The sequence below is a fragment of the Mucilaginibacter sp. genome (assembly GCF_039207105.1).
GTDB lineage: Bacteria > Bacteroidota > Bacteroidia > Sphingobacteriales > Sphingobacteriaceae > Mucilaginibacter.
Map to the genome: position 1 here is coordinate 1 of NZ_JBCECK010000044.1, position 20655 is coordinate 20655.

Below are 20655 nucleotides of genomic sequence, written 5' to 3' on the forward strand. Positions count from 1 at the left end.
AAAAAATAATTACCTAATTCTATTACCGAATTACTAAACCCTTACAGCAATGACAAATCAATATTCTTCCTTTTGTCATTGCTGTAAGGTACGAAGCAATCGCGAACTTTTTAGATTTTCTTTGTAAAGTTTGCATTATCACACTATCGCTCGCAATGGTGTATAGTTCGCGATTGCCACGCTACGCTTACAGCAATGACATGGAGTTACAAAAAACACCTTACTTTATCCCCATTTCCTTTTTCAGGAACTGGCCGGTGAAGCTGTTTTTTACTTTGCACAAGCCTTCCGGAGTGCCGGAAAACAGGATATTGCCACCACCAGAGCCACCTTCCGGGCCAAGGTCAATGACGTGGTCAACCACCTTAATTACATCCAGGTTATGTTCAATAACCAATACGGTGTTGCCTTTATCAACCAGTTGATAAAGTACACCTAACAATACGTTGATATCTTCAAAGTGAAGGCCGGTTGTAGGCTCGTCCAGTATATAAAAAGTATTGCCGGTATCTTTTTTAGATAGCTCGGTAGCCAGTTTAACACGCTGTGCCTCGCCGCCCGAAAGGGTGGTGGATGATTGACCTAAGGTAATGTAACCCAAACCGACGTCATTCAATGTTTTTACCTTGCGATAGATAGATGGAATATGCTCAAAAAACGGTGTAGCATCCTCAATACTCATATCCAGCACATCACTGATAGATTTGCCGCGGTAGCGTACTTCCAGTGTTTCGCGGTTATAACGGCGGCCTCCGCATTCTTCGCAAGGTACCTGCACATCGGGTAAAAAGTTCATTTCTATTACCTTCATACCTGCACCCTGGCAGGTTTCGCAACGACCGCCCTTAACGTTAAATGAAAAACGACCAGGCTTGTATCCCCTGATACGCGATTCGGGCAGCGCCACAAACAGGTTACGAATATCCGAAAATACACCGGTATATGTAGCCGGGTTTGAGCGTGGTGTACGGCCAATAGGGGTTTGATCTATCTCGATCACTTTATCCACATTCTCCAGGCCCTCAATTTTTTCGTAAGGCAGCGGTTGCTTTTTGGCCCTGAAAAAATGGTGGTTAAGGATAGGGTATAGTGTTTCGGTAATTAAACTTGATTTACCACTGCCCGATACCCCGGTAATACCGATGAGCTTGCCCAGCGGAAAATCAACCGAGACCTTTTTAAGGTTATGGCCGGTAGCTTTTTTAAGGCTCAGTGTTTTGCCATTGCCTTCTCTCCTTTTTTCGGGAATGGCTATGGAGCACTCACCGTTAATGTAACTGGTAGTGAGCGTATGCTCAGCCATCAGTTCGGCAGGTGTGCCTTCGGCAACAACCTGGCCACCGTGTACACCGGCTGCCGGACCCATATCAATTACATGGTCGGCTTCCAGTATCATATCCTTATCGTGCTCAACCACCAAAACGGTATTGCCCAGATCGCGCAGGTTTTTAAGCGCGTTTATCAGTCGCTCGTTATCGCGCTGGTGCAAGCCAATGCTGGGCTCATCCAGAATGTACATCACGTTCATGAGTTGTGAGCCTATCTGCGTAGCCAGCCTGATACGCTGCGCCTCGCCCCCGGAGAGGGTTTTGGCCGTACGGTCGAGCGTTAGATAACTTAAGCCTACGTCTAACAAAAACACAATACGGGCACGGATCTCTTTTAATATCTCTTTGGCAATAACGTTCTGGCGCTCGGTCAGCCTGTCTTCCAAATTGGTAAACCACTCCTGTAGGGTACGGATATCCATACAAGCCAGTTCAAATATATTTTTGTTATCAACCTTAAAGTGTAACGATTCTTTTTTAAGCCTTGCGCCATCGCATACCGGGCAAGTCCGGAGCACGCGATAGTTTTCCATATCGTCCATACCCTCGTCACCGCGGCGCTCCTGCTGCTCTTCCAGCATGCGGATAATACCATCAAACGTGATCTGGTAGCTTTGCACGTTCCATTTATTATACTCCACCGCCACGGTTAACATATCCGGCGATCCGTTCAGGATAATATCCAGTTGTTCGCGGGTCAGTTTTTCTATCGGGGTCGATAGCGAAAACTCATATTTTTTGGCCAGCGATTTTAATACCTGAAAGATCCAGGTTTCGCGATATTCACCGATGGGTGCAAGGCCACCGTTCAGGATGCTCAGCTTAGGGTTTGGGATAACTGAGGCTTCATCAACCTCAAAAATATAGCCCAGGCCATTACATTTTTCGCAGGCACCATAAGGCGAGTTAAAGGAAAAAGTATTTGGCTGCGGCTCATCATACGAAATGCCCGAAACAGGGTCCATCAGGTATTTGCTATAATAAGCTACGTTATTATCCTTATCGCCAACCCGGATGATTCCTTTGGCAATTTTAAGCGCTGCCTGTACCGAAGTATATAAACGCTTGCTGTCCTTTTCAGAAACCACCAGTCGGTCAACCACAATATCGATATCATGTATCTTATAGCGGTCAACCTGCATTTTTGGTTCCACATCGGCCATAGCGCCATCTATCCAAACTTTTAAATAGCCCTGTTTGCGGATAGATTCAAAAAGCTCACGGTAATGACCCTTACGTGCCTTTACTACCGGAGCCAGTATATTTACCGGCTGGCCGTCAAACTTTTCGGTTATGGTTTTCAGGATCTGGTCTTCGCTCATGCGCTCCATCTTTTCGCCAGTAGTATAGGAGTACGCGTCGCCGGTACGGGCAAAAAGCAAACGCATAAAGTCATATATCTCGGTGATGGTGCCCACGGTTGAGCGCGGGTTTTTGCTGGTGGTCTTTTGCTCAATGGCAATAACCGGGCTCAGGCCCGATACCTTATCCACATCGGGGCGCTCCATGCCGCCCATGAACTGGCGCGAGTAGGCCGAAAATGTTTCCATATAACGGCGCTGCCCCTCGGCATAAATGGTATCAAAGGCCAGCGACGATTTTCCACTGCCACTGAGGCCGGTAATCACCACCAGCTTATTACGCGGAAAAGAAACGTCGATATTTTTTAAGTTATGTACCCTGGCGCCATAAACTTCAACTTCGCTTTGTTCGCCCAGGTCAACAGTTGTTTCGTTCATCATGTATTATCGGTACCAAATTTAATAAACCCGTGTAAGCGGGCCTGGTTTTAAAAGCTTGTGTAAATTGTTTACGAGAAAGGAGCCTCTAAAACTATTGCTAAAAATTTACGCAAAGATACGGAAAATTGATGTGGATTTTATGCTAAGCATGTCAGCATAAGGTTAATATTTAGAGACGGTTGTGATCGATCGATCGCAATAAGGATTACTCCTTAGGAGTAAAAGCTTTGTAGAAAAAACAAAGGTACAAAATTAGCATGCCGTAGGTATGCAATTTGAGTTTAGTACCTACGGCACTTCATTAAAACGTTTGGGTTTGCTACAAAGCTTTAACCCCGATGGGGTTATACTAAAGGATAATAAACTTACGAAGTTTTTAAAACTTCGTAAGTTTTCACTTTCCAGACTTACGCCGGCAGGTATTTAAGAAGCGTTTTATTGTTATAAACGGTTGAACTTTCTAATTTCAGTATTTTACGCTCCTTAAAAATAGAAAGGCCGTTGCCAATGGCAACCGGGTTCAGGAAAATATAATATTCATCAACCAGGTTCAGGCTGATGAGCGAACTTGCAAAACCGGCACCGCCATAAACCATAATATCTTTACCCTCCTGGTTTTTCAGCTTTTGTATTGCGGTAGCCAGGTCGCCGTTTTCTACTTCTAAATTGCGGCCCTTAATATCGGTTTGGGTACGGCTGAACGCTATTTTGCGCATATTGACCATACGTTGCGCCAAAGGTATTTCGGGGCTGTCGGGTTTGTTATCCACCACGCTTTCCCAATAAGTGCAAAACTCCTGGGTCATGCCGCGCCCCAGCAAAATCATATCGCAGCTATCGGCCAAATTAATTACTTTCTGTAAACCGGCCGGGTCTTGCTCGCCCGAAACCCACATCCAGTCTAACTCTCTATTTGGTCCGGCTACAAAACCATCAAGGGTCATTTGTACCTGTAATTTTAACTTTCTCATAGTTGTCTGTTTTTAAATTGATTGTGTTACTTGTTATTACAAATATGGGCAACCCTGGTTTGATTGAAAAGGTATGATTACGACAAAAAAAGAGGTGATTTGCGTAAAAAGAGCCTCACCCAACCCTCTCCAAAGAAGAGGGCTTAAAAAAAGCATGGTTTCATCAAATTAGTTTATCTACTCACCCCGACGGCGCTACGCTTGTCGACCCTCTCTTCAGCTTCGCTGGAAAGAGGGTGAAAAACTGATATTTTGTCATTGCGTAGCGTGGCAACCGAACATTACAGAGAAAACATATATTGTTCGCGATTGCTCCTTTTATCCTTAATCCATTTTCAAAGCCCTCTTTCCGCCGCAGGCGAAGAGAGGGCGGTCCAGCGAAGCGTAGACCGGGTGAGTCACTTACGCAAGGATAAGGGAATGAAGTGGAATTTTGTTATTGTTGCGAGCGTGGCAATAACGAACTTTACAGCGTAAATAAGTTTTCAAAACTTCGTATGTTTTCAGGAAAATCGATTCGTCTCAGAGGCCAATTTTAAATGAAGTAAAAAAATATTAATTCGTCTACTTAGCTGCTTTTTGCTGCGCAGCAGCTAAAATAGGTTTAAACGGGCCGTATTTATGCTGCTTTTCGCTAAGGCTATCGGCATATGGTCCATAAGGGATATCGAATCGTTTTTTTGCGAGATTGGTCCAATCCAGGTGATGATCCTTGTGCGGACGCGGCTGCGAATCTATAAAGGCTGCAACATTCCATGACTCTTCATTGGTGAGCTGCGGCCTTTGATAGGTAGCTCCATAAGGCATATTATTTTTAACAAAGCCGGCAAGGCTGGCAATATAAAACATGCTGGCGCCATCATTGTAACTATGCGGCCCCCATAAAGGCGGGTAGGTATATGATATTTTATCTGCTGTCAGCTGCCCTTCGCCGTTAGCTCCGTGGCAGCTTTTGCATTTTTGCATAAATACAATTTTTCCAAGCGCAGGGTTGGCAGCCTTATCCATAAATGGTAACCGTTCACTTCCGCCACCAAATGGGATTTGTCCTTTTTTTACGTCCTTTCCTACCCATCTCATATAAGCTAATATAGCCTGAACCTCTTTTTTAGAAGTATCAGGGGATGTTCCGGCTAAACTGCGCTGAAAACATTCGCTTATGCGCCCTGCGGCTGAGATTATTTTGCCGGAGCGGGGATTTATTTTGGGAGAGGTGGCCATAAAGCTGGCAAAGTCATTTCCGTATAATTTGGTGCCGGCATATAAATGGCAGTTTTGGCAATTCATACCGTTAGAAAGATGGGCGACGCTACCATGTGGTCCCAGGTATTTTGCAGTATTCATAACGAGCTCACGGCCGTACCTGATCATTGCTCCGGTTTTGCCTGCCGGAATAGTTGATGGTGCCGGTGCTTTCCACGCGTCAGCAGGGATAGTTTGCGTTGAAGTTTGGTTAGCTTTATTTTCAGGCTGCTGGGCTGCCTTTACCTGCCCATTATTGAATGACATGATAATTATACCCAGGCTAAAAGCAGTAAGCAGTGTAATACAAATGGCGTATCTGGAAATCTTGGCCAAAACGATAAGCGGGGTTTTCTTTTTTTTCGGTTGCATAATATTTTATGTAGCTACATAAAAGTATGTAGCTGCACAGGCAAAAGTATTGATGCAGGTCAAAAATTGAAATCCCCAAAAGTGGTGGTTGTGAAAGTGGATGAAGTCTTACCAACCCTTAGCTTGTTCATCCACTCACCCCGACGGCACTACGCTTGTCGACCCTCTCTTTAGCTTCGCTGGAAAGAGGGTGAAGCAATAATTTCTATTATCTTTTTGTCTTTATCCATCATCTATTTTCAAACCCTCTTTCCGCCGCAGGCGAAGAGAGGGTGGTCCAGCGAAGCGTAGACCGGGTGAGTCACTTACGCCAGGATAAGGGAATGGAGTGGAATTTTGTCATTGCGAGCGAAGCGTGGCAATGAGCCCCCTCTAAATCTCCCCCAGAAGGGGAGACTTAAAAAAGTATTTTAAAGCCCTCTCCTTTGGAGAGGGTTGGGTGAGGCTCTTGCTTCATCGTTCCTCCTTACAGCAATGACATAAATTTTCAAAAGTGAGGAAAAATCAATAATCCACTAATTCCATAACAAAAAAGCCAGCCTTCCGTCCTGGAAAGCTGGCTTAGGGGTGCTCCGTAATGTAATCTTTAATTAACGATGATGATGTAAATCAGTAATTAATTAAAGTTCAGCAATTGAGTAGGTGGGGTAAACGCGTAGTAGCTGGTGTACCCGTACTTCTGCGGTTGCTGGATAATTGCTTTCATGGCAATAAGCTTGTAAATGTATGAACCGGTTTCGCGGTTCAGGCTCATGCGGAAATAATTATCTTCATTTTGTCTCGTAATAGCTTTTTCCAGCTTAATGGAGCCGTTGTTGTAAGCGGCAGCTGCCAGTGTCCAGCTATTGAATTCACCGTATAGTTCTTTGATATACTTGCAGGCCGCGATGGTTGATTTACGCAGGTTGTTACGCTCATCAACACCATGACCTACCTTTAGCCCGTAAGTACGCGCGGTGCCGGGCATAAATTGCCACAGGCCGCTTGCTCCCTTGGGCGAGGTGCCTGAATGCAGGCCCGACTCAACCAGCGGGATGTACTTAAAATCATCGGGAATGCCATAAACCTTCAAAATGGGTTCGATGATCGGAAACCACTTTTCGGCCTTACGATGCAGAACGTTTGATTGCACGGTTTTGAAGGTATGCTGCTTGAGCGAAACATTCAGTTTTCGTGTAACCCGGGCATCGTTTACTGGCAAAGCTTCGTTTGCAAAATTGTATGCATTTGCAGTGCTTTTTATAAAAATAAATTTCGAAGTCCGATTGCCTGTATTTTCAGTTTTTACAACCTTTTCGGTGATGGTTGTGCTGAAAATATTAAGCTTTGAAATGAGAACCAGCACCAGCATTACGGAGCACGTAAGTAAGTGTTTTTTGATCATTTCTTTTTTTATCATTAACTATACATTTGGTAGAATGTTTGGCAAAGGTATGTTATATGGGGCACATTATCAAATACTTATGAATTTGTCTGCAATTTCCGAAGCGTTTTTTGGTTCAAAAACAAGGTTTAAAACTGTTTAAACCTTGTTTTTGAACCGCCTAAAATTTTTGAACTTTTTGATTAGATTTTGCCAAAAAAGCGTATCTTTGACCCTCACGCTGCGAAAGCGCAAAACAAAAAAAATATGGTATTCAAGAGACCAACAGATAGTCGCGACGACAATCAAAAAAGAACAACAGGCCGTAGCCCAAGAAGCGAGGACAGACCCAAAAGACCCGCGACTGCTAAAGGCAAAGCCACTCCAAACGGAGAAAAAAAGAAATTCGTAAAGCCTGAACCAAAAGCATATCAAAGTAACCGTTTTAATGACGACCGCCCTAAAAGTAATTTTAGAGACAGTGCATCATCAGGCGACAGAAAATCATCGGGCAGATCAAAACCTTATTCAGGACGTCCATCAGGCGATAACCAATCATTCGCACCGCGCAAGCCTTACTCAGGCAGGCCGACAGGCGGCGATGACGAAAGGCCAAAAAGAAGCTTTGGTGCAGGTTCGGCACCGGAAAAGAAAGCATACTCATCTCCGCGTACCCGTAATTCAAATTTTGAAGACAGGCCAAAAAGGAGTTTCGGCGTTGAAGGAACCGGAGATCGTAAATTTGAAGGTGGTTCAAGAGAACGTTCAACCGACAAAAAATTTGGCGAAAGGCCAGCCGGCGGATTTAAAAAACGCGAAGACACAGGATCTTTTAAAGATAAACCATACAATACCGACAGGCCTCAACGCAAACCAACATACGATAACAATCAAGATGCTCCCGTTAAAACTTTACGCGGCCGCAAAAAGCCGGCAGAGCCTAAAGCTAAAGACGATGGCCTTATCCGCCTGAACCGTTACATTTCAAATGCAGGTATCTGCTCACGCCGCAAGGCAGACGAACTGATCATTGCCGGTGTGGTAATGGTGAACGGTGTAGTAGTTGATGAACTGGGTGCTAAGATCGACCCTACTAAAGACGAGATCAAATACAATGGCGAAACCCTGCGTCGTGAAAAAATGGTTTATGTACTATTAAATAAACCTAAAGATTATATAACTACCACCGAAGACCCGCAAGAACGCCGTACCGTAATGCACCTGGTTGAAAAGGCCACCAAAGAGCGTATTTACCCTATTGGCCGTTTAGACAGGAATACCACTGGTTTATTATTAATGACCAATGATGGCGAACTGGCCGATAAACTATCGCACCCGCGTAGCAATATCAGCAAGTTGTACCAGGTTGAACTGAGCAAAAGCCTTACCCAGGGCGATCTGAACAAAATTGGCTTTGGTATTGAACTGGAAGATGGCTTAATAAAACCTGATTCAGTATCGTACGTGGCCGGCGGTTCAAAAAGAGAAGTAGGTATACAGATACATAGCGGTAAAAACCGTATTGTGCGCCGAATATTTGAAAGTCTTGGTTATGAAGTAGTTAAGCTTGATAGGGTAGTTTACGCCAACTTAACTAAAAAAGATCTGCCACGCGGCAGGTGGCGTTACCTTGATGAAAAAGAGGTTATCCAGTTAAAACATTTAATAAAATAAAAAAACGCCCTGATAAACAGGGCGTTTTTTGTTGGTTTTGTTAACTTGCGCAGTATAAAACCAATTTCATCTCACATGAAAAAAATTGTTCTGATCATTGCGCTGTTGTCGCCTTTGTTTACTTACGCGCAAAACAAACCAAACAAAAAAAAGGGACCTACCACTTATGACCTCCTTATAGGTACCTATACCTCGGGTACAAGTAAAGGAATAGCCGTTTACCGGTTTTATGCCGAAAATGGCAGGCTGGCCTACTTAAGCCAGATTGATGGTGTTACCAACCCATCATATCTCACTCTGAGCAGCAATAACAAATTCATATACGCCGTAAACGAAACACCAAAGGGCGAGGTAAGCTCATTTTCGTTTGAACCTAAAACGGGTAAAATTTCCTTTATTAATAAACAATCATCAGAGGGTGATGATCCCTGCTATGTTGGGGTTGATAAGGCACAGAAAAATGTTTTTGTAGCTAATTACAGCAGCGGTACCGTTGCCGTATTGCCGGTAAATAAAGATGGCTCTTTATCAAAAGCCATCCAAACCCTGCACGATGATGGTGCTCATGGCCCTAATAAAGATCGCCAGGAAGGCCCTCACGCGCACATGAGCATACTATCGCCAGATGAAAAATACCTGTTATATAATGACTTGGGTACCGATAAGGTAAATGTATTACGTTACCGCGCATCGAACGAAAAGCCACTTGAACCAGCTTCGACCCCATTTGTGAGCGTTAAACCCGGCGATGGCCCAAGACATTTAGAGTTTTCGGCAGATAAAAAACATGCCTATCTGATAACCGAGATGGGCTCAAATGTATTAGTGTTTGACTATGACAACGGAAAACTGAAACAAAAACAAACCATAACCCTGCTGGCCGATAATTTTAAAGGACAAACAGCAGGCGCGGCTCTACACCTGTCGCCTGATGGTCGTTTTCTGTATGCATCTAACCGTTTAGAAACTAACGAGATCATTGTTTATGCCGTAAATCAGGAAACCGGTGAACTTACCTTTGTACAGCGCCAGCCATCAATGGGTAAAAACCCGCGCGATTTTGCCATTGACCCAACCGGCAAATTCATGATTGTGGCCAATCAAAACAGCGATACCATATACGTGCTACGCATTGATAACGCTACTGGCAAACTATCGCCAACAGGCTCCAGGCTTGAAATTGGTAACCCGGTATGTCTGAAATTTGCACCGGCACAGTAGAGAATGGAGTGGGGAGCGAAGTGAGTGGAAGGTAGTAGTGAAGATTTTCTATTTAATATCAATAAAAATGGGGGCTATGATTTATGATCATAGCCCCCATTTAGCTTCTAATGGCAGGCTAAGTGTATTTGTAATTTAGACGCACTATAAACCTCGCTCCACGCTCCTTATTGAGCTTTACTAAACGAATAAATAATATACCCTGTTCCGTTGCCTACTGCAACCGGTGATTTCAGGGTCATGGCTGAGCCATCCGCATTGGCTATATCCAGACGATAGCCTTCGGTAACGTTTTTAGCTTTATCACCTTCAAATAATTTTTTGAACTGAAATTGTGTTCCTGTAGTCCCGCCGTTATAAACCGACCAGAATATAGTTTGCGACGCACCGTTTGCTAAAGTATACAAACCGTTACCGCTGTTGGTTAGCTTCCAGGTACTGCCTACAAAGGCTTCGGGTGGTGCCTGATCAAACACGTTTTGAACAGCATTTTGAACAAGGCCATCATAGCTTACGTTATTTAAGGTCCAGGTGCCCACAAATTTACCGCGGGATACATTGCTTGATGTCGTGTTTTTCTGGCTTGAGCAGGCCGACATAATAAACAGGATTGACAGGATTGCGATTGAGGTTTGAAATAATTTTTTCATGACTGAGGTATTTTAAAGCATAAGAGCATAAATCCTGCCAAATTTTGTGTAGGTGCAGGGGGGCGGGTGTGGAGTGCGGGCCTCGCTCAACACTCTTCAAGGGAGAGTGCTTATAATAAGATTTATAAAGTCTCCCCTTCAGGGGAGATTTAGAGGGGCTCAACCCTAATCAACCGTGTTCAGAAACGCGATCAATTGCTCCATTGCCTTTGCGCGGTGGCTGCTGCTGTTTTTTTGCTCCATGCTCATTTCGGCAAAGGTTACGTTGTAGCCTTCAGGTTCAAAAATAGGGTCGTACCCAAAGCCTTCGGTGCCGCTGAGTTCAGCACGAATGCTGCCTTCTACAACGCCCTCAAAAAAATGCTCGTCACCATTCCATATTAAGGAGATCACCGTGCGGAAACGAGCCTTGCGATTAGTTTTACCGGCCAGGTTATTTAACACTTTTTCATTATTAGCTGCATGATTGCCATGTTCGCCCGCGTATCGGGCCGAATAAACACCGGGTTCACCATTCAGGGCGTCTATCTCCAGTCCGCTGTCGTCGCCAAAACAGTTGAGTTTATATTTTTCAAAAATGTGGTGGCTTTTGATTGAAGCGTTTGCCCGGAACGTAGTGCCTGTTTCCTCAATATCGTCGGTACAGCCAATATCATTCAGGGTTAACAATTTTATTTTATCGCCAACCTTGGCGGCTACTTCATCCAGTTTATGACGGTTATTGGTGGCGAAAACTAATTGCATTTTGAGACTTTTAGGATTAAGGACGAAAGACTGTTGGACAATGGACTTTTAATGGGTGCAGTTTATTTATTCTTTATTAGGCTGATTCTGTCATTGACTCTTTTTAAAATATCCTCGCTTAAATCATTATGTATGTCGCGCAAAAGATGGTTATATTGAGCTGGATCGGCTTTATGCACGAATTGATTAATGTCCAGGTTAAACAGGATTTGTCCAAATCGTTGTGAAGGATTTTTATCTACGTACCTGGTCAAAAGATTTATGATTTCCTTATTAACTTGTTTATGATCGTCCATGATAAAAAATAAACTACAGCGTTTTCATTTGCTCCCAAAAAGCTTTCTTATTATCCACACTGTCCATCATTTCTGCAAAGGCAAAACTGTACAGGGCGGTAAGGCCATCCAGTGCCTGCGGTTTGTTTAATTGAAGTGTGGCAATGCCTTGTGGCATGGTTGTTTTCCCTAACAAGAGTAATTTGGTGGGTTTAAAAAAGCTGGTTATCTCGGTAAAGTTGCTGTTGCTATAGCCGGCCATGTTGAGTATGGCTATATCATGCAGCTCCAGCTCTTTTCGTTTCAATATGTTTTGCAGGGCGGTTAAATGCGCCTCGGCAATAAATTCCTGATCGGGGTAATGTACCAGTACCAGGAAGTTTTTTAAGTTTTTGCCCAGATAATTAAAGCTTATCGGCTGCGTTTTTACTTCAGGCACAGCTTGTTCAGTAATAGGTGTGGCGGCTGGTATGGTTGCTTCTGGTTCGGGCAATGTAGTGTTTGTTGGTTCTGGCGGGCTTTTTTGCAAATGCTCATACAGCGGTTTATCTGTGCCTAACAGGTATAGTTCATCTGATAATATGTATTGCAGGGCTACCGGGTTCTCAACTTTCACTTTAACAAATTTTAACCAAAAGTAGTTAAACGGTTTCAAGCTTTATAACCATATTAGCACAATTATAGGTTGTTGTATTAAATAGGGATTTTTTGTTCGGTCATAATTGATAAATTTTACCGAAATTCGTGGTTTTTAACGGGATACTGTTCCGTTTAGTTTAAGAGTATAAGAACATTACATGAGAAAGTTAGGGATATTCGTTTTAAGTTTTATATTGATCATATCAGTTGCGCAAGCGCAAACCAAGGCCGATTCAGCCGCGAAAGCACTTACCAAGTCTGACACTACAGCCAAGGTTGTTGCCAAAGCCGATTCGGTTGTTGCCCCTGCCGGCCCGCGCCACACGCTTGATAAAATAGCAGCCGTTGTGGGTAACGCCCCTATATTACAATCAGATATTGAAACTCAATATGCACGTTACCTGGTTGAAGGTAACCAGCCCAGCGGTGATGTAAAATGTAAAATATTACAATCGTTACTTACCCAAAAACTATTGGCCCAACAAGCCGCTATTGATAGTATAGATGTTAAGGATGATGAGGTTGATGCCAACGTTGACCGTAGGATGCGTGAAATGACCCAAAGAGCAGGCGGACAGGAAAAACTGGAAGGCTTTTTAGGCCGTTCGGTTATTCAATATAAAGATGAGATACGCCCTGACGTGAAAGAGCAGATGGTTGCGCAGAAAATGCAGCAACACATTACTGAAAAGTTGAACGTTACCCCACAGGATGTTAAAAAATATTTTGAGACGTTGCCTAAAGACAGCTTGCCATCATTTAACAAAGAGGTTGAGGTTGGCGAAATAGTTTTTCAGCCACAATTAAATAAAGAGGAAAAGGAACTGTATCGCGAAAAGGCCGAGGCGCTTCGTGAAAGGGTTAAAAAAGGTGAGGATTTTGGTACACTGGCCAGGCTTTACTCGCAAGATCCGGGTTCGGCGCCTGATGGTGGTGATGCCGGATTTGGCGACAGAACTACCTGGGTAAAGGAATTTACCGCCAACGCTTTCAGGCTTAAAGCTGGTGAAATGTCGCCTGTTTTTGAATCGCCGGAGTATGGTTTCTTCTTTTTGCAGGTTATTGAGCGCCGCGGCGAGCAGGTACACGTAAGGCACATATTAATTATGCCGGTAGTTACGCAGGCCAGTCTTGACCGCGCTAAGGTAAAGGCCGATAGTATTTATACCCTGTTGCAGAAAAACAAGAAGATCGATTTTTCGAGCGCAGCGGCTTATTACTCTGATGATAAAGAAACCAAGTACAATGGTGGTATGATGCTGAACGCCGAAAACGTGCAAACCCGTACAACCTTTATACCAACCGATAAGCTTGACCCTAAGGTTGCCCTTACGGTTGATACCATGAAAATTGGCAGCATATCAAAGCCTGATCTTTTTACCGAAGCTAACGGTAAAAAGAGCTATAAAATATTATATCTTAAATCGGCTACCAGCGCGCACAAAGCTAATTTAGAGCAGGATTTTCCTAAACTAAAGGATTATGCATTTGAGGATAAAACCAATAAGATGATCAACCAATGGTTTGATAAACGCAGAAAGGAAACCTTTATCCGGATTGACAGGGAATACCAATCGTGTGATATACTGAAAAAATGGATCACCACACCAACTGCAACAACAACAGCGCAAACTAAACCTTAATACTTATGCAACACCGCTCTGATGTAGAAGCTGCCGATGCTTTAAAGGCAGCTTATCAGCAAATACGCTCCGAAATAGGTAAAGTTATTATTGGGCAGGATGAGGTGGTGAAATTTGTATTGATATCCATATTTAGTAACGGGCATTGTTTATTGGTTGGTGTACCAGGGCTGGCAAAAACCTTACTGGTGCAAACCGTAGCCCGCGTGCTCGACCTTGATTTTAAACGTATACAGTTTACGCCCGATCTGATGCCTTCAGATATTATTGGGTCGGAGATATTAGGTGAGGACAGGAATTTTAAATTTATACCCGGGCCGGTTTTTTCAAATATCATCCTGGCCGATGAAATTAACCGTACTCCACCAAAAACACAAGCGGCGCTTTTAGAGGCCATGCAGGAAAAAGCGGTTACCGCCGCCGGTATTACCCACAAGCTGGCTCAGCCATTTTTTGTACTGGCCACCCAAAACCCCATTGAGCAGGAAGGTACTTATCCCCTGCCCGAGGCTCAGCTTGACCGCTTTATGTTTAACGTAACGCTAAACTACCCTACATTTGAGCAGGAGCTACAGGTGGTTAAAAACACCACGAGCACAGCCCATGCCGATGTTAATAAGGTGTTGAATGCCGAGCAGATCATTTATTTTCAGCAGTTGGTGCGCAATATCCCGGTTACCGATCATGTGTTGGAATACGCGGTAAAATTGGTAGCCAAAACCCGCCCTAACACACAGTTTGCCAGCCCGCAGATCAACCGTTTACTAAGCTGGGGTGCAGGCCCGCGTGCTTCGCAATTCCTGATCCTGGGCGCCAAATGCCACGCGGTGATCAATGGAAAATACTCACCCGATATTGAGGACATACAAGCCATTGCCAAGCCTATACTAAGCCACCGTATAGTACGCAGTTACCACGCCGAAGCAGAAGGCTTGTCGGCCGATGATATTATTCAGCAACTGTTTTAAGATTGTTGGTGACAACACCAACAATGGCATGGAGATTCAACCCTATCGTCATGCCGAACTTGTTTCGGCACCCCATATGCTGTGCAAATTTGCTTGTCCTGAGAGATCCTGAAATAAATTCAGGATGACGTTTAGATTAAAATAGAAGATACCCGATTACCCTTCATGCCAAACTTGTTTCGGCAGCCCACATGCTGTGCACTTTGTCATCCTGAGGAACGAAGGATCTGCTATGGAACTTGCCCTATCGATGAGTAAATGCTTCACTACGTTCAGCATGACAAGAAAAAATAAAAAAGGGAGATGTATCAAATACATCTCCCTTTTTTATTTCAGGTATTAAAACCCTTATTCGTTTTCAACAGCCGAAAATACTTCCAGCAGGATATCCCATTTCTTGGTTTTGTCTAGCTCCCAGATACGTACGTAGTTATAGTTGCTTACTACGTTGCCTTTGGTAATGCGGGCATGGCCATAGCTGTAAGCCAAATCATTGCTGGCTGAGCGGCCGGCGCTAACAGTTTCTGCGCTGATGCTGATAGCCTGGTTGTTGATGAATTTCATGATGGTGTTGGGGCCGGTCATTGGTTCAAAACCAGGGAAATAATAACGGCCTTCAGGGCTCAAAAACTCTTTGTAACTGGCCAGTGCCGATATGGTTAACGAGTGGTTGAATATTTTATCGGTATTAATAATGATGCTTTTACCGGTAAATGGATCTTTGCTTGGAGCTGTACGTGCTGCTGTAGGCTCTTTGAAATCAGTTGGTACATCAGCTTCAGCTTCCGGGTGTTGTATGCCCAGGTCGATCAGCAGCTTCAGCTTGTTTTCCGCATCTGCCCTCCAGATAGATACATAATCACCATATACTTTTTCGTCATCAGCCTTACCGTTTTGGTAAATATATGGGCCTGCGGTAAAGGCAAGGTCGCCGTTGGCAGATATGCGGGCAAATTTAGGCACCCAGCTTAGCTTGCCGGCTTGTTTATCAATTTTGCTGTAAAAGTCGGTTATTTTAACGGCGTCGGGTTTAAATACAATGCCTTCAGCATCGGCAACAGCTAAAAAGCCATCTTTAATGCCTTTACGTTCAACTAATTTATTAAAAGCTTCTTCGGCACTAACTACCTTATTTACTTGAGCAGGAGGAGTTGTTTGCGCTAAGGCAAAAACGCTATAGCCAATAAACGTAGCAGCTAATATTATTTTTTTCATGGTTGTATTAGATTTTGGGCAATTTAGTAATAAATTTTAAGTCAGGATTGTGATATGAGCCGTTACTACGGGTAATTATTCCCTTAGCATTACAGCCCGATATATTATTATCTGAAACGGAGATGATGGTGTTTAATTGTAAATGAGAGGAGTTTATCATGCAAAAAAATGGTGCTCAACGCCAGTTATTACTCCGGCGTTTTGTTGTAATAACCTGATTATATGGATTATGTTTTGATTAAATGTTAATGCGCTGTTCCTCAGTAATTATTACAACCCCGTTTATGATTTAGTCCAGTGAGTGCCGTCTTTGCTGTCTTTCAGCTGAAAGCCTATTTTGGCCAGGCCATCACGTATCTTGTCAGACATGGCATAGTCTTTATTCGCTTTTGCTTCGCTGCGCAGCTCAACCACCATGTTCAATACATTAGGCAAATCATCGTTGGCAGCCTGCTCATCCTTCAATCCCAACACATCGATCACAAAGGTTTGCATCAGCGTTTGCAGCAGTTGCAGGTTAGCCTCGTCTATTTTCATTTTACCATCATGCACCGAGTTGATGATGCGCGACGCCTCAAACAGTTCGGCAATAAGTACCGGACTGTTAAAGTCATCGTTCATGGCGGCGTAGCAGCGGGTCATCAATGGTTCTATCTCCACTTCGGTAGTAGCAGATGTCTTTAAGCCATTCAATAAGGCAAAAGCGTTCATCAGGCGTTTAAAGCCTTTTTCCGATGCTTCCATAGCCTCGTTACCAAAATCAAGCGTGCTGCGGTAATGCGCCTGCAACATAAAAAACCTAACCGTCATGGGGCTGTAGCCCTTGTTGAGTATAGAGTTATTACCGGTAAAAAGCTCATGCGGCAAAAAACTATTACCTAATGATTTTGACATTTTTTGCCCGTTAACGGTAAGCATGTTAGTATGTACCCAGTAATTGGCCGGGTTTTTACCGCAGCAGGCTACGTGCTGTGCAATTTCATTAGTATGATGAGTAGGTACCAGATCGATACCACCGCCGTGAATGTCAAACTGGTTACCCAAATATTTCTGGCTCATGGCCGAGCATTCGAGGTGCCAGCCCGGAAAACCAACGCCCCAGGGCGATGGCCATTTCATCAGGTGCTCAGGTTTAGCCTTGATCCACAGGGCAAAATCAAGCTTGCCATGCTTTTCTTCCTGGCCGCCCAGCGTACGGGTATTGTTCAGCAGATCTTCCAGGTTGCGGCCGCTGAGTATACCATAGTTTTTGGTGCTGTTGTACTTTTCAACATCAAAATAAATGGTACCATCAACTTCATATGCGTAGCCTTTTTCCAGTATCACCTTAACCAGTTCAATCTGTTCAATGATATGGCCGGTGGCGGTAGGCTCAATACTTGGCGGCAAGGTATTTAATATCTGCATTACCTCATGAAAGCCAACGGTGTACTTTTGTACAATTTCCATAGGCTCCAGTTGGGCCAGCTTTGCCTTTTTTGATATTTTGTCTTCGCCCTCATCGCCGCCATCACCTTCCAGGTGGCCGGCATCGGTTACATTACGAACATAACGTACCTTGTAGCCAATTTGGGTAAGGTACCTGAACATCAGATCGAACGATATATAGGTGCGGCAATTGCCTAAATGCACATCACTGTAAACAGTAGGTCCACAAACGTACATGCCAACATGCGGCGCGTTAAGCGGTTTAAATTCTTCTTTTTTACGTGTTAAAGTATTGTAAACAAACAAATTTTGTTTCATGAGCGCAAACTTACGATTTTTTCAATTTCAAGCTAATGCAGGCATAACCGAAATGTTAACTACAACGTATTTGAAATGTAATAATTAAGTTAATAATACTTGAGGTTATCGGCATTAATTGTTCAGCACTACATCGCTGCGAAGGGGATAATGATCAGATAGTTTTTTTTCGATGATCTTATAAGTTAATATATCAAACTGCGGGCTGGCCATAATATAATCAATCTGGTAATTAGGAAAATTGCCGTTATAAGTACGCCCAAAGCCTGATCCTCTTTCGCGGAAGGTGTTTTTAATGCCTTTAGCCATCTGGTTAACGGCAAATGAGGTAGGCGTATCATTAAAATCGCCGGCTATGATGTATGGGTAAGGACATTGAGACGCGTGCTCTTTCACTTTAAAAACCTGCTCGCTCCGTTTAATGAAAGCTGCTTTTAACTTACCGCCCAACCGTTTGGTTGATTGCATATCGGCCTTACCTCTTTTTGAAACACTATCCAGATATTTATAATCTTCGGGATCAAAATGGATAGATTGCAGGTGAACACTGTACAGGCGGAATATTTTTGCCCCTCTCTTCACATCAACATATATACACTGATTGTCTGATTTGAAATCTGAAAATCGGATGAGCCCCTTGCCTACTATCGGGAATCGGGAGAATATGGCCATGCCGTAAGCCTCGGAACTATTAAAGTTAAAAGGCTCAAAATAAAAGTTCTTTGTTCCGATGATCCTGGTTAGGGAATCGCGCATTTCATAGGAGCCCTTATTCTTAGTATAAAACTCCTGAAAGTTTATCAGGTCAGGGCTTTGTTTGCTTATCAGATTTAAAATTTCATGCCGGGTTGATTCATCATTTTTTGACCCGTAGCGTTTAAAACTGTGCACGTTATAGGTCATTACGCGTATGCTGTTCTCTCTACAGGGCCGGGCAATATCCGGATCAGAAAGCCGGAAGCCTATGTTGTTGAACAACACATTATAACCCACCAAAATAGTAACAAGCGATAACAGAAACTGCCACCTTTTGCGCAGCAGCCAGTAGGCCATCATTATACAATTGGCTATTAGCAATGGCGGGTAAGCCAGACCAAAAAAAGCAATGGGCCAAAATTTTTGCGGATTAATATGAGGCGCCAAATAGCTGATAAGCAAAGCCGCGCAAAGCAACAGGTTTATCCATAACAGTACGGTGCCTATAAAACTTTGTTTGCGTTTAACTTTCATTATTGCTTGCGCGGAATAAGATTTCTTTCTCCTGTTTGCTCAGGCTGTCGTAACCGGACTGTGATATTTTGTCTAATATACGGTCAATTTCTTCCTGGCGGGGATACTCCGCGCTGTTTTTACTGGTGTTTTTGGCCACCACTTTTAGTTTAGGGCTTGATTTGAACAGGTTATTCATACCGCCTATCCAGTCGTGCCCTTTTTGCAGTTGTTTTATGTAGATAAAGCCCAGCAGCGCGCCGCCTAAATGCGCTATTTCGCCGCCCGCGTTGGCTCCGGCAATACCCAGAAAGTCAATAACCAGTATAACAATAACCAGCCATTTTAGCTTTACAGGGCCAAATAATATTAAGGAAATAGTATAGTTAGGCAACAGTGTGGCAGTAGCTACTACAATGGCCATAACACTGGCCGAGGCCCCAACAACCGGCACAAGCAGCATAGCCGGGTTATGTGAAAATGCCGGGAACAGATTATAGCATAAAATAAAGAAAAACGCGCCGGCCAGCCCGCCCATAATGTACAGGCCTATAGTACGTTTATTACCCAGGTACTCTTCAAATATCTGCCCCATCCAGTACAACCAGAGCATGTTGAACAAAATGTGCAAAATGCCCGCATGCATGAACATGTAGGTAAGCGGTGTCCAGAAGCGGGTGAGCAGTTTTGGCAAATAGGCCGTTGTGGCCAGGTATTCATCGGCATAGGTGGCAATAATGCTGGGCTGCCCGAAACCCGTAAACAGGTGTTCGATAACAGCGGGAATGTTGATAGCCAAATACACGATGACATTAATAGCAATAAGTAGGTTTAACTTATTGCCCGACCGCAACATTTTGTAATGAATATTTTGCCAAAGGGTACTCATAATTTAAGTTCCGTTTACATTGATAACTACCGTTATTAATAAAAATTGTTTGGACGTTGTAAGCGCCAGTATTTTACCATGATATATCCCAAAATTGCCCCACCTAAATGTGCAAAATGTGCCACAGAATCGCCCGAAAATTGTTTTACACCCAAAAATAACTCCAATACTACATATACCGGTATAATATATTTAGCTTTAATAGGCACCGGTATAAACAGGATCATGAGCTCCATGTTGGGGAACAGCATTCCAAATGCAATTAGTAAACCAAATATTGCACCAGAAGCACCAACAACCGGCGTATTGTACAGGTCATACAGGTTTTGGGCCTTAGCCCCGAATGCCATATATGACGAATCGAGCCCGGGATGTTGTATGGTGATGCCGCCTGTTATTGCATGAACCTCAAGGGCTTGTACAAGCATTTGCAAAACAATTGCACCTATACCGCAGATAAAATAAAAGCTCAGGAATTTTTTTGGTCCCATTGCATATTCCACTATCGGCCCAAAGGAAAACAGCGCGAACATGTTAAAAAATATGTGCGCGAAACCTCCATGCATAAACATGTAGGTGATCACTTCCCACAAACGAAAGTTGGGTGAATTAAAGTAATAGACAGGTAAATATTTGAGCACATCAGGAATAACATTCCCCAGTGTGTAAGTGCCAATGAAAAATAAAATATTGATGATCAGCAGGTTTTTTACAACCGGCGTAATATTAGCAAATGGTGATGAATTCATAGTATTTAAAGGAGC

Annotated in this window: 17 protein-coding genes; 5 read left to right on the plus strand and 12 right to left on the minus strand. The window is 43.6% G+C overall.

Annotated elements, in window-relative coordinates:
* Positions 1–220: 220 nt before the first annotated feature.
* Complete coding sequence (gene uvrA, locus AAGC65_RS11265; RefSeq protein WP_343112579.1) at positions 221–3067, minus strand: excinuclease ABC subunit UvrA; 2847 nt, start codon at positions 3065–3067, stop codon at positions 221–223.
* Between the two features lie 271 nt (positions 3068–3338).
* Here uvrA and AAGC65_RS11270 point away from each other — a divergent pair, with 271 nt between their 5' ends.
* Positions 3339–3497, plus strand: coding sequence for a hypothetical protein (locus tag AAGC65_RS11270; RefSeq protein ID WP_343112549.1), 159 nt, complete (start codon positions 3339–3341; stop codon positions 3495–3497).
* Here AAGC65_RS11270 and AAGC65_RS11275 read toward each other — a convergent pair.
* The 3 genes from AAGC65_RS11275 to AAGC65_RS11285 form a co-directional block, all read right to left on the minus strand.
* Positions 3478–4041 carry a dihydrofolate reductase family protein gene (locus tag AAGC65_RS11275; protein ID WP_343112550.1) on the minus strand — a complete coding sequence of 188 codons (564 nt, stop codon included), beginning with the start codon at positions 4039–4041 and terminating at the stop codon, positions 3478–3480. The genes AAGC65_RS11270 and AAGC65_RS11275 overlap by 20 nt on opposite strands.
* Before the next feature lie 564 nt (positions 4042–4605).
* Positions 4606–5655 (minus strand): c-type cytochrome, encoded by a 1050-nt coding sequence (locus tag AAGC65_RS11280; protein WP_343112551.1) that lies wholly within the window; start codon positions 5653–5655, stop codon positions 4606–4608.
* A 616-nt stretch (positions 5656–6271) separates the two neighbouring features.
* Positions 6272–7054, minus strand: coding sequence for a lytic transglycosylase domain-containing protein (locus AAGC65_RS11285; RefSeq protein ID WP_343112552.1), 783 nt, complete (start codon positions 7052–7054; stop codon positions 6272–6274).
* Between the two features lie 231 nt (positions 7055–7285).
* On the opposite strand from AAGC65_RS11285, the gene AAGC65_RS11290 reads away from it, so the two are divergent.
* On the plus strand, positions 7286–8692 hold the full coding sequence (locus AAGC65_RS11290) for a pseudouridine synthase (RefSeq protein WP_343112553.1): 1407 nt from the start codon (positions 7286–7288) through the stop codon (positions 8690–8692).
* A gap of 75 nt (positions 8693–8767) precedes the next feature.
* Positions 8768–9913 (plus strand): lactonase family protein, encoded by a 1146-nt coding sequence (locus AAGC65_RS11295; RefSeq protein WP_343112554.1) that lies wholly within the window; start codon positions 8768–8770, stop codon positions 9911–9913.
* Positions 9914–10080: 167 nt separating this feature from the next.
* On the opposite strand, the gene AAGC65_RS11300 is transcribed toward AAGC65_RS11295, so the two are convergent.
* The 3 genes from AAGC65_RS11300 to AAGC65_RS11310 form a co-directional block, all read right to left on the minus strand.
* Positions 10081–10563 carry a hypothetical protein gene (locus tag AAGC65_RS11300; protein WP_343112555.1) on the minus strand — a complete coding sequence of 161 codons (483 nt, stop codon included), beginning with the start codon at positions 10561–10563 and terminating at the stop codon, positions 10081–10083.
* A gap of 165 nt (positions 10564–10728) precedes the next feature.
* Positions 10729–11307 (minus strand): non-canonical purine NTP diphosphatase, encoded by a 579-nt coding sequence (locus AAGC65_RS11305; protein ID WP_343112556.1) that lies wholly within the window; start codon positions 11305–11307, stop codon positions 10729–10731.
* Between the two features lie 309 nt (positions 11308–11616).
* Positions 11617–12198, minus strand: coding sequence for a hypothetical protein (locus tag AAGC65_RS11310; RefSeq protein WP_343112557.1), 582 nt, complete (start codon positions 12196–12198; stop codon positions 11617–11619).
* A 181-nt stretch (positions 12199–12379) separates the two neighbouring features.
* Between AAGC65_RS11310 and AAGC65_RS11315 the strand changes: the two genes are divergently transcribed.
* Together AAGC65_RS11315 and AAGC65_RS11320 are read left to right on the plus strand one after the other, a co-directional pair.
* Positions 12380–13864 carry a peptidylprolyl isomerase gene (locus AAGC65_RS11315; RefSeq protein WP_343112558.1) on the plus strand — a complete coding sequence of 495 codons (1485 nt, stop codon included), beginning with the start codon at positions 12380–12382 and terminating at the stop codon, positions 13862–13864.
* 5 nt (positions 13865–13869) lie between these two features.
* Positions 13870–14832 carry a MoxR family ATPase gene (locus tag AAGC65_RS11320; protein ID WP_343112559.1) on the plus strand — a complete coding sequence of 321 codons (963 nt, stop codon included), beginning with the start codon at positions 13870–13872 and terminating at the stop codon, positions 14830–14832.
* 348 nt (positions 14833–15180) lie between these two features.
* Here the strand turns inward: AAGC65_RS11320 and AAGC65_RS11325 are convergent, their stop codons facing one another.
* From AAGC65_RS11325 to AAGC65_RS11345, 5 genes are all read right to left on the minus strand, one after another.
* Complete coding sequence (locus tag AAGC65_RS11325) at positions 15181–16047, minus strand: hypothetical protein (protein WP_343112560.1); 867 nt, start codon at positions 16045–16047, stop codon at positions 15181–15183.
* 282 nt (positions 16048–16329) lie between these two features.
* Positions 16330–17793: a cysteine--tRNA ligase gene (gene cysS, locus AAGC65_RS11330; protein ID WP_343112561.1), complete on the minus strand. Its 1464-nt coding sequence runs from the start codon at positions 17791–17793 to the stop codon at positions 16330–16332.
* A 114-nt stretch (positions 17794–17907) separates the two neighbouring features.
* Complete coding sequence (locus tag AAGC65_RS11335; RefSeq protein ID WP_343112562.1) at positions 17908–19023, minus strand: endonuclease/exonuclease/phosphatase family protein; 1116 nt, start codon at positions 19021–19023, stop codon at positions 17908–17910.
* Positions 19013–19891: a rhomboid family intramembrane serine protease gene (locus AAGC65_RS11340; RefSeq protein WP_343112563.1), complete on the minus strand. Its 879-nt coding sequence runs from the start codon at positions 19889–19891 to the stop codon at positions 19013–19015. The genes AAGC65_RS11335 and AAGC65_RS11340 overlap by 11 nt, the downstream gene beginning before the upstream one ends.
* A 35-nt stretch (positions 19892–19926) precedes the next feature.
* Positions 19927–20640 (minus strand): rhomboid family intramembrane serine protease, encoded by a 714-nt coding sequence (locus AAGC65_RS11345; RefSeq protein ID WP_343112564.1) that lies wholly within the window; start codon positions 20638–20640, stop codon positions 19927–19929.
* Between the last annotated feature and the right edge of the window lie 15 nt (positions 20641–20655).